Raw genomic sequence first — 884 nt, forward strand, 5'->3', positions numbered from 1 at the left:
GCTGCGGCCGTTTCCCGGTATTCTACCGGGGAACGGTCGTTTAATTTTTTCTGGAATCGGTTCTGGTTGTAGAACAGAATGTATTCGCTCACTTGCTGTTCAACCTCCGCTTTGTTTGCTGCCTTATTCAAGTATATTTTCTCGGTCTTTAAATGAGAGAAGAAAGACTCGATACAAGCATTGTCCAGGCAATTTCCTCGCCTAGAGTGACTGCCTAGCATGCCGAGTTGTTTCAGTTTACGGTTAAATGGTTTTGACGTGTATTGAAATCCTTGATCCGAGTGTAGGATTACGCCACTCAAATCCACGTGCTGACGGAGTCTATCCAGCGTTTCATGAACCAAAGCAAGGTCATTTCGTTCCGAAAGATGCCAAGCTACAATCTCGTTATTGTATAAATCCTGAATGACAGACAGGTACACAAATTGTTCTCCAGCACGAATATAAGTAATATCTGTGACCAGTTTAGTTCGTGGCGTGTCCGCCTTAAACTGGCGCTGAAGCCGATTCGGATTCACCACGGAAGCTTGTTTTCCAAAGAATCGACGCTTCTTTCGAATGACAGAACAGATTCCTAATTGTTTCATTAATCGGTACACCTTTTTGTGGTTGACCCTAATGCCTTCCCTCCGTAAAGCTACCGTCATTCGAAGATAACCAAAGTAGGGATGAATGCGATGGATGGCAAGCAGATGCGATTCCAATTCATGCTGCTTTTGTCTACGTTCTTTTGCCGCTTGCAAGCTTTTTCTCCACTTGTAATAGCCTGAACGGGAAACCGCGGCTAACTTCAAGAGCCAAACAAGACGATGGTGTACTCGCAAGTCCTCTATGATCTGAAATCTAGCTGCTTTACTCGTCACTCCTTGTGTAGATTTGGATAC

The 884-nt window shown here is 44.5% G+C and carries 1 protein-coding gene; it reads right to left on the minus strand.

Annotation, left to right across the window (positions count from 1 at the left end; genetic code table 11):
• The coding region (locus ACPV3A_RS37700) for an IS3 family transposase (RefSeq protein ID WP_426205010.1) at positions 1 to 884 on the minus strand (884 nt) is incomplete at both ends.

This window comes from Paenibacillus sp. Dod16 (assembly GCF_049893405.1).
Lineage (GTDB): Bacteria > Bacillota > Bacilli > Paenibacillales > Paenibacillaceae > Paenibacillus_AQ.